Origin of the sequence: Serratia sp. (in: enterobacteria) (genome assembly GCF_051654945.1) — a bacterium.
Lineage (GTDB): Bacteria > Pseudomonadota > Gammaproteobacteria > Enterobacterales > Enterobacteriaceae > Chania.
In genome coordinates, this window is the sequence record NZ_JBOFZA010000072.1 from 858,302 (window position 1) to 866,774 (window position 8,473).

Genomic DNA, 8,473 nt, shown 5'->3' on the forward strand with positions numbered 1-8,473 from the left:
TCCCCTCACCCTAACCCTCTCCCCAGGGAGAGGGGACTGATCGAGTTCGCTGATTTCTCTGAGTAATACCCAGCCTTTCTCCATACTTTCCGAAGTTGCACGGGCTTACTGTACGCTCCGTACCAGCTCCCTCGCCCTGTGGGAGTGTACAGACCGGGGACATGGTAGAGAGGGTTGGGGTGAGGGGCGATCTCAACGGCCGGAATGGGTGGACATTTTGCGATATAAATTCCACAGAACAACCTGCCTGACTCCCTCCCAATTACGCAGTACTTCATCATTCCAAAAGCGAATCACGGTAAATCCCTGGCGTTCTAAAAAGCGGGTCCGTTGCTGATCATAAAACACTCGTTCAGTATGCTGGCCACCATCCACCTCAACGATCAACTTCGCCTGCCAACAAGCAAAATCCGCAACCAAATGCCCAACAGGAAGTTGTCGCCGGAACTTAAATCCCGCCAGTCGGCGATCGCGCAGCTGTAACCATAAGGCTTTTTCTGCCTCGGTCATTTCTGATCTTAAACTGCGCGCCTTAATCAGCGTGGTGGCACTCTTCATCGGTCAAGATTACCGCCACGCGCACCGCTTATCCCCCGTGTCCGACCAACGTTGCGTAACTCATCCAAACAAATCGTTATATCAGTTGAAAAAAAGTCATAAGCCGGTGGATTCCCAATGCCCGGGCATCTGGTTATGATGCTGCATCGCATAAAATAGACGTCTAGATAGAAAGATAGCCATACATCTAATTTTACCAGGAATATCACCACCTGCTTCGGAGCCAATAATGAAAACGATAAAGACCTCACTGCTCGCCCTCAGCCTATTGACCAGCCTGCCGCTGCTGGCCGCTGAGGCCACACTAGCCCCCGTACCTGCCGCTATTGCTCAGCACCAAGGGCAGATCCGCGTCGCGGTGATCCGTAACCTGGGCTCCGATGACAACACCACTCAGTTTTTGGCCGGGGCGATCCAAGAGGGCCGCAAGCTCGGTTTCAAAGTGGATACCTTCCTGAGCAACGGTGACGACGCGCGTTTCCAGGATTTCGTCAACCAGGCCATCAGCCAGAAGTATGACGGCATCATTCTCTCCCAAGGACGTGCGCCCTATTCCACCGATCTGGTCAAGCGCATCGCAGCCGCAGGTATCGCGGTTTCGGCCTTTGATACCGACGTCAGCGGTGTGATCCCCGGCGTAACCGTTTCCCAACAGGATGATGCCTCGCTGGCCAATGAATCCTTTGGCCAGTTGATTAAAGACTTCGACGGTAAGGCCAACATTATCAAGCTGTGGGTCGCGGGCTTCCCGCCCATGGAACGCCGCCAGGCCGCTTACCAGCAATTACTCAAACAAAACCCGGGCATTCATGAGTTGGAATCGATTGGGGCGGTGTCCTCCGACGTGCAGGGCGATACCGCCAATAAAGTGGGAGCCGTGTTGGCCAAGTACCCGAAAGGTAAAATCGACGCCATCTGGGGCACCTGGGATGCATTCAGTCAAGGAGCCTATAAGGCACTGCAGGAAAACGGCCGCACCGAGATCAAGCTCTACAGCATCGATATCTCCAATCAGGATCTGCAACTGATGCGTGAAGCCGGTAGCCCGTGGAAGGTCAGCGTCGCGGTAGATACCAAGTTGATTGGTGCCGTCAACCTGCGCCTGATTGCCAACAAGTTGGCGGGTGAAACAACTCCAGCGACCTACCAGTTTAAAGCCGCTGCTATCCCGCAGGCCTTGCTGGTCAGCCAGACCGGTCCGATCAACGTGGCCTCGCTGGGCAAGATTATTCCAGGCTGGGGCAGTAGCGAAGATTTCATCCAACCCTGGTTTGCCACCCTACAGGCCAAATCCGGTAAATAATGCTGTTTTGTCGTGGGGCTACAGACGTAGCCTCTTTTTTTTAAACAATTTTTCCGTTCCCCCCTTCTCTGCCTCACAAAATAAGCTACTGTAGTTGCATTGGCGTCATAACTGTATGCATCAACAGGTTTGTTATGAAGGGATTCCCCCCACTGATCAAGATATTGCTGGCAAGTTCGCTGGTGCTGACCATCGGCCGTGGCGTCACGCTGCCCTTTATCACCATTTACCTGACCGAACACTTCCATCTGCTGCCCAAAAGCGTGGGCGTTATCCTTGGCATCAGTCTGACCATCGGCATCATCAGCAGCTTTTATGGCGGCTATCTGGTCGATCGCTTTAATAAAAACCCGCTGATCCTGCTCGCAATCCTGCTATTTTCGCTGAGTTTTTTTGCTATCCCTGCGGTGTCACAACCCGCGGGCGTCATCCTGGTGCTGGCGATCCTGCATACCGCCTATGCGGTGCTCAATATCGCCATCAAGGCCTGCTTTGCCAGTTGGCTGCCGGTCAACCAACGCATCAAGGCCTTCTCGATCAACTATACGTTGATCAACGTTGGCTGGGCCGTCGGCTCATCATTGGGCGTGATGGTGGCCGGTTACAGCCCACTGCTGCCGTTCTATCTTTCCGGCGGGTTGGCATTACTTACGGTAGCCACTCTCAGCTTCCGCCTGCGTAACTATCCTGCACCACCGGCAACAGAAGCTGACATCCCGCCAGCGGTGCTCAACTTCCGCCAGACGGTGAACGTGCTGCGTGGCGATCGGCGGCTTATCTACTTCACTCTGGGCAGCACGCTTGGCGCGGTGGTCTTCGGCCAATTTACCGGCTACCTGTCGCAGTATCTGATCACCGTCAGTAATGCCGAGTTCGCTTACCAGGTGATTGGCGTTGTGATGATCGTCAACGCCTGCATCGTGATCGCCCTGCAATATCTGCTGAGCCGCGGCATGCGTCAGGACAACATGTTGCGCTGGCTGATGCTGGGCACGCTGTTTTTCGTTCTGGGGCTGGTCGGCTTTATGCTGGCGGGGCAATCGATATGGCTATGGGTACTGGCCATGGCGATTTTCACGCTGGGGGAAATCATCGTCATTCCGGTCGAATATATGTTTATCGACTTTATCGCCCCACCGCACCTGAAAGGCAGCTATTACGGTGTGCAAAGCCTGAGTAATCTGGGGGGAGCCATCAACCCGGTGATGTGCGGCTTCCTGCTGAGCTATGCGCCACCGCCGGTGATGTTCCTGGTGTTGATCGCCGCCGCCTTGTTCAGCCTGCTGTTCTTCTTCCTCGGTCACCGGCTGGCAGAGCAGCAAAAACCGATTGCCATCATCAGCGGCGCACCATAGCCTGGCCCGCTACACTTAAAGTGGGCCGCAAACTTGCCGAAATGGCATGCTGGACATAACAAGAATTCATGCTGCGTTTTGTGGCGTAGCTCACAGTTTAATTGTATGATGAATGCGTCAACGTCAACGAGAAAACACTATGGGCAACCTTTTTAACCTGTGTTGGAAATATGCCAGGGCAATCGTGCTGATCTACCTCAGCCTATTCGCCGGTAACGCCATTGCGGCGCTGCTGCCAATCGCCATCCCCGGCAGCATTATCGGCATGCTGATCCTGTTTGCCCTGCTCTCCACACAGATCCTGCCGGCCAAGTGGGTCAAGCCCGGCTGCCATCTGTTTATCCGCTATATGGTGCTGCTGTTTGTGCCTATCGGCGTCGGCGTGATGAAGTATTACGACCAGATCGTTGACGATCTGGCCCCGCTGGTGGTGTCTTGCCTGATCAGTACGCTGCTGGTGTTTGTGGTGGTCGGCTATACTTCACATTACTTCCACCGCGAGCGCCCCGTCCTCGGTAAAGCCAAAGATGCGGGGGACAAGCAATGATGCAAAATATCTGGTGGTCCTTGCCGTTGACCCTGCTGGTGTTTTACGCGGCACGTAAGCTGGCACAAAAGCTCAATATGCCGTTGCTCAACCCATTATTAGTGTCGATGGCGGTGATCATCCCGCTGCTGCTGCTGACCGGCATTCCTTATGAACGCTATTTTCAGGGCAGCAAAATCCTCAACGATCTACTGCAACCGGCGGTGGTCGCCCTCGCCTTTCCGCTGTACGAGCAGATCCATCAGATCCGCGCACGGTGGAAATCCATCATTACCGTCTGCTTTATTGGCAGCATGACAGCAATGATCAGCGGCGGTGCCATTGCCCTGCTGATGGGAGCCAAGCCGGAGATTGCTGCTTCGATTTTGCCTAAATCGGTCACGACACCGATAGCCATGGCGGTAGCCGAGTCGCTTGGCGGCATCCCGGCCATCAGCGCGGTGTGCGTGATTTTTGTCGGTATTCTGGGGGCAGTGTTCGGCCATTCGCTACTTGGCCTGTTGCGGATCACCACCAATTCATCACGCGGTCTGGCAATGGGGACGGCCTCGCATGCGTTGGGTACCGCGCGCTGTGTAGAAATGGATTACCAGCAGGGCGCATTCAGTTCACTCGCACTGGTCATCTGCGGGATTATCACCTCACTGACCGCGCCGTTCGTGTTCCCGATACTGCTGCGGCTGTTCGGTTAGCGGCCAAAAACTTGCGACAAGTCTCGCATTTATGATTTTCATTGCACTTGTTTCATTGAAAAATAGATATTAGTCACACTTTATTGCGGGCCGGTTGCCTAGAATGTTTATCCGTTAACTTGTAGAGAGATCTCCTATGCACTCGCGCTTTCAAACTGCCTATGGCGAATTGCCTACTGCCTTGCAATCCGCCCTGCTGCCTTATTTAGATGCGCCTGATTTCCCAGCCATGTTCAAGGCCGAGCAGATCACGGCGATCAAGCAACAGTGTGGGTTGGATGATGATGCACTGGCATTTGCGCTGCTGCCATTGGCTGCCGCCTGCTCGTTAACGCCGATTTCGCATTTCCATGTAGGTGCCGTGGCGCGCGGTATCAGCGGCAACTGGTATTTTGGTGGCAACATGGAATTTCGTGGTGCTCCGATGCAGCAAACCGTGCATGCAGAGCAGTGCGCAGTCACGCATGCCTGGCTGCGCGGCGAAGCCAAGCTGGTCGCAGTGACCGTCAACTACTCGCCTTGCGGCCACTGCCGTCAGTTTATGAACGAGCTTAACAGCGGAACCGAGCTGGAGATCCACTTGCCTGCACGGGCAACCGCCACACTAGGCGATTATCTGCCTTACTCCTTCGGGCCAAAAGATCTGGCAGTCAGCGAATTGCTGATGGATCCGGTCGATCACGGCTTCCAGTTAACGCTGGATGATGAACTGGCGAAAGCCGCACTGGATGCCGCCAACCGCAGCCACGCCCCTTACAGCACTGCCCATAGCGGCGTGGCGCTGGAAGCCGAAGACGGCAAGGTTTACGCTGGCCGCTACGCAGAGAATGCTGCATTCAACCCTAGCCTGCCGCCACTGCAGGCCGCACTGATCCTGATGAACGTCTCCGGCGGTGATTGCCAGAAAATTCGCCGTGCCGTATTGGCAGAAGCGGAAGGCGCAATTTTGACCCAGTGGGATGCCACCAGCGCTACCCTGGCGGCTCTTGGCTGCCAAGACGTTCAACGCGTCACCTTCTGATCCCTCTGGCGGAGCCAGCGTGCTCCGCCGCAATTCGGCTAAAAAATCAGCAACAGGCGACAATTCCTCATTATTTACTAACAAATGCTGTACATATTTTTCCGTTCTCTTAGGATCGGCAGTAATAAAGCTTACCCTAGGCAAAGAGTAAAACTGATGGAACTGGAATACGAAAGCAAACGCCCTCTCTACATCCCCTACGCTGGCCCCATCCTGTTGGAATTCCCGTTGCTGAACAAAGGCAGCGCCTTTTCCGAGGAAGAACGCAGTAACTTCAACCTGCACGGCCTGCTGCCGGAAGCGATAGAAACCATCGAGGAACAGGTGGAACGCGCTTACCGTCAGTATCAGGATTTCAAGAACGATAACGACAAACACATCTACCTGCGCAATATTCAAGACACCAACGAAACGCTGTTCTATCGCCTGCTGGACTCACACCTGAGCGAGATGATGCCTATCATCTATACGCCAACCGTGGGTGAAGCCTGTGAGCATTTCTCCGATATCTATCGCCGTGCGCGTGGGCTGTTTATCTCCTACCCGAACCGCGATCGCATCGACGATATGCTGCAAAACGCCACCAAGCAGAACGTCAAAGTGATCGTCGTCACCGACGGTGAGCGCATCCTTGGCCTGGGCGATCAGGGCATCGGTGGCATGGGAATTCCGATCGGCAAGCTCTCGCTGTACACCGCCTGTGGCGGTATCAGCCCGGCCTATACCTTGCCGGTGGTGCTGGACGTGGGCACCAACAACCCGCAGCGCCTGAACGATCCGCTGTATATGGGGTGGCGTCATCCGCGTATTTCAGGCGACGAATATCACGCCTTTGTGGAAGAGTTCATCCAGGCGGTCAAGCGCCGGTGGCCGAACGCGTTGTTGCAGTTTGAAGACTTCGCCCAGAACAACGCCACGCCGCTGCTTAATCGCTATCGCGACGAGCTATGCTGCTTTAACGACGATATCCAAGGCACCGCCGCCGTGACGCTGGGCAGCCTGATTGCCGCCAGCCGTGCCGCAGGCAGCCAACTGCGCGATCAGACCGTCGCCTTCCTGGGTGCCGGTTCCGCAGGTTGCGGTATTGCCGAGCAGATCATTGCCCAGATGAAGTCTGAAGGTCTGAGCGAAGAGGAAGCCCGCGCTCGGGTGTTTATGGTCGACCGTTTTGGCCTGTTGACTGACAAATTGCCCAACCTGCTCGATTTCCAGAGCAAGCTGGTGCAGAAAAGTGCCAGCCTGGAGCAATGGCAGGTAGAGAGCGATGCGATTTCCCTGCTGGAAGTGGTGCGCAACGCCAAGCCAACCGTGCTGATCGGCGTCTCTGGCCAGCCAGGGCTGTTCACCGAAGAGCTAATCCGCGAAATGCACAAGCATTGCCCACGCCCGATCGTGATGCCGCTGTCCAACCCAACCTCCCGCGTGGAGGCCCGGCCAGAAGACATCATCAACTGGACCGACGGTGCCGCGCTGGTCGCTACCGGCAGCCCGTTCTCGCCGGTCACCTATAAAGACCAGTTGTTCCCGATTGCCCAGTGCAACAACTCCTATATCTTCCCGGGTATTGGCCTTGGCGTGCTGGCGGCAGGGGCAAAACGGGTCACCGACGCCATGTTGATGGCCGCTAGCCGCGCACTGGCCGATTGCTCTCCACTGGCAACCGATGGCTACGGCGCACTGCTGCCGAATATCGATGATATTCAGGGTGTTTCCAAATGCATCGCGATGGAAGTAGGCAAAGCCGCGCAGTTGCAGGGGGTGGCAGTGGTGACCTCGGAAGAGGCGTTATCGAAAGCCATTGAGCATAACTTCTGGCGCCCGCAATACCGCATCTACAAACGTACATCGTTCTAAATCCCACACCGGGCCTGCCAGTCAGGCCCGGTTATTACGCCAAGACAGGAATATGCTGAAAAATTCAGCGTAATACCCACGACCAAGGGCATGCCGCTTGCGTCTGCCGGGCAGGTAAAGTAGCCTTGGAACTTACCTAAGCCATCGTCCGCGCAAGGCATCAACATGTGGAAACGCCTGATAATTAGCCTGTTCATCATCATTGCGGTGTTGATGCTGTCGGCTATTGCGCTCGATCGCTGGATTAGCTGGAAAACCGCCCCCTTTATCTACGAAGAACTGCAAACGCTGCCGCACCGTCAGGTGGGAGTCGTGCTGGGCACCTCCAAATATTATCGCACGGGCGTTATCAACCAATATTACCGCTACCGCATTCAGGGGGCGATCAACGCCTATAACAGCGGCAAGGTGAAATACCTGCTGTTGAGCGGCGATAATGCCCAGCAAAGCTACAACGAACCCATGACCATGCGCCGCGATCTGCTGGCCGCTGGCGTTGCCCCCAGCGATATCGTGCTCGACTATGCCGGTTTCCGTACCCTCGACTCTATCGTCCGTACGCGCAAAGTGTTCGATACCAACGACTTCATCATCATCACCCAGCGGTTCCACTGCGAGCGCGCCCTGTTTATCGCCCTGCATATGGGTATCCAGGCGCAATGTTATGCGGTACCTTCGCCAAAAAACATGATGACGGTGCGCGTGCGCGAGATTTTTGCCCGCCTGGGGGCCTTGACCGATTTGTACATCCTCAAGCGTGAGCCCCGCTTCCTGGGTCCGTTGATCCCGATCTCTGCAATGCATAAGATCCCTGAAGACGCACCGGGTTATCCGGCGGTGTCTCCGGAGCAGTTAGTGGAGTTGGAGCACAAACTGGCGGCAGAAAAAGTGAAGGCCCAGCAGAAAAAAAGTTGAAGTGAATGCCCCCTCACCCTAACCCTCTCCCAAAGGGAGAGGGGACCGATCGAGTTCGCTAGACTCCCCCCACTCCCGCGAAGCAGCACCTGATGTGGCTTAATGATCTTGGACACCAACTAAGGGTGATAAACTTCCCTGATACAAAAGAGGTGTCCAATGACAGGCAGACGAACTTTTTCTCCCGAATTCAAATGTGAGGCTGCAAGCCTTGTTCTCGATAGGGGT

8 protein-coding genes are annotated in these 8,473 nt (G+C 55.3%); 7 read left to right on the forward strand and 1 reads right to left on the reverse strand.

Annotated elements, in window-relative coordinates; all coding sequences use genetic code 11:
* Positions 1 to 192: 192 nt before the first annotated feature.
* On the reverse strand, positions 193 to 558 hold the full coding sequence (locus ACRDCA_RS14470) for an endonuclease domain-containing protein (protein ID WP_438690127.1): 366 nt from the start codon (positions 556 to 558) through the stop codon (positions 193 to 195).
* A gap of 229 nt (positions 559 to 787) precedes the next feature.
* Here ACRDCA_RS14470 and ACRDCA_RS14475 point away from each other — a divergent pair, with 229 nt between their 5' ends.
* The 7 genes from ACRDCA_RS14475 (at position 788) to sanA (ending at position 8,245) form a co-directional block, all read left to right on the forward strand.
* Entirely contained in the window at positions 788 to 1,861 is a 1,074-nt protein-coding gene (locus ACRDCA_RS14475; RefSeq protein WP_438690128.1) for a sugar ABC transporter substrate-binding protein, read from the forward strand.
* Between the two features lie 134 nt (positions 1,862 to 1,995).
* Complete coding sequence (locus ACRDCA_RS14480; protein WP_438690129.1) at positions 1,996 to 3,216, forward strand: MFS transporter; 1,221 nt, start codon at positions 1,996 to 1,998, stop codon at positions 3,214 to 3,216.
* 139 nt (positions 3,217 to 3,355) lie between these two features.
* A complete protein-coding gene (locus ACRDCA_RS14485) occupies positions 3,356 to 3,763 on the forward strand; it encodes a CidA/LrgA family protein (RefSeq protein ID WP_025119528.1) in 408 nt (135 codons plus the stop codon).
* Positions 3,760 to 4,455 (forward strand): CidB/LrgB family autolysis modulator, encoded by a 696-nt coding sequence (locus tag ACRDCA_RS14490; RefSeq protein ID WP_438690130.1) that lies wholly within the window; start codon positions 3,760 to 3,762, stop codon positions 4,453 to 4,455. Before ACRDCA_RS14485 ends, ACRDCA_RS14490 begins: the two co-directional genes overlap by 4 nt.
* Positions 4,456 to 4,591: 136 nt before the next feature.
* The gene (gene cdd / locus ACRDCA_RS14495; protein WP_438690131.1) at positions 4,592 to 5,476 is read left to right on the forward strand and encodes a cytidine deaminase; all 885 of its coding nucleotides are present in this window, start codon (positions 4,592 to 4,594) and stop codon (positions 5,474 to 5,476) included.
* A 156-nt stretch (positions 5,477 to 5,632) separates the two neighbouring features.
* Positions 5,633 to 7,330 (forward strand): NAD-dependent malic enzyme, encoded by a 1,698-nt coding sequence (locus ACRDCA_RS14500; RefSeq protein WP_438690132.1) that lies wholly within the window; start codon positions 5,633 to 5,635, stop codon positions 7,328 to 7,330.
* Positions 7,331 to 7,495: 165 nt separating this feature from the next.
* Positions 7,496 to 8,245, forward strand: a complete 750-nt coding sequence (gene sanA, locus ACRDCA_RS14505) for an outer membrane permeability protein SanA (RefSeq protein ID WP_438690133.1) — start codon at positions 7,496 to 7,498, stop codon at positions 8,243 to 8,245.
* Positions 8,246 to 8,473 lie beyond the last annotated feature (228 nt).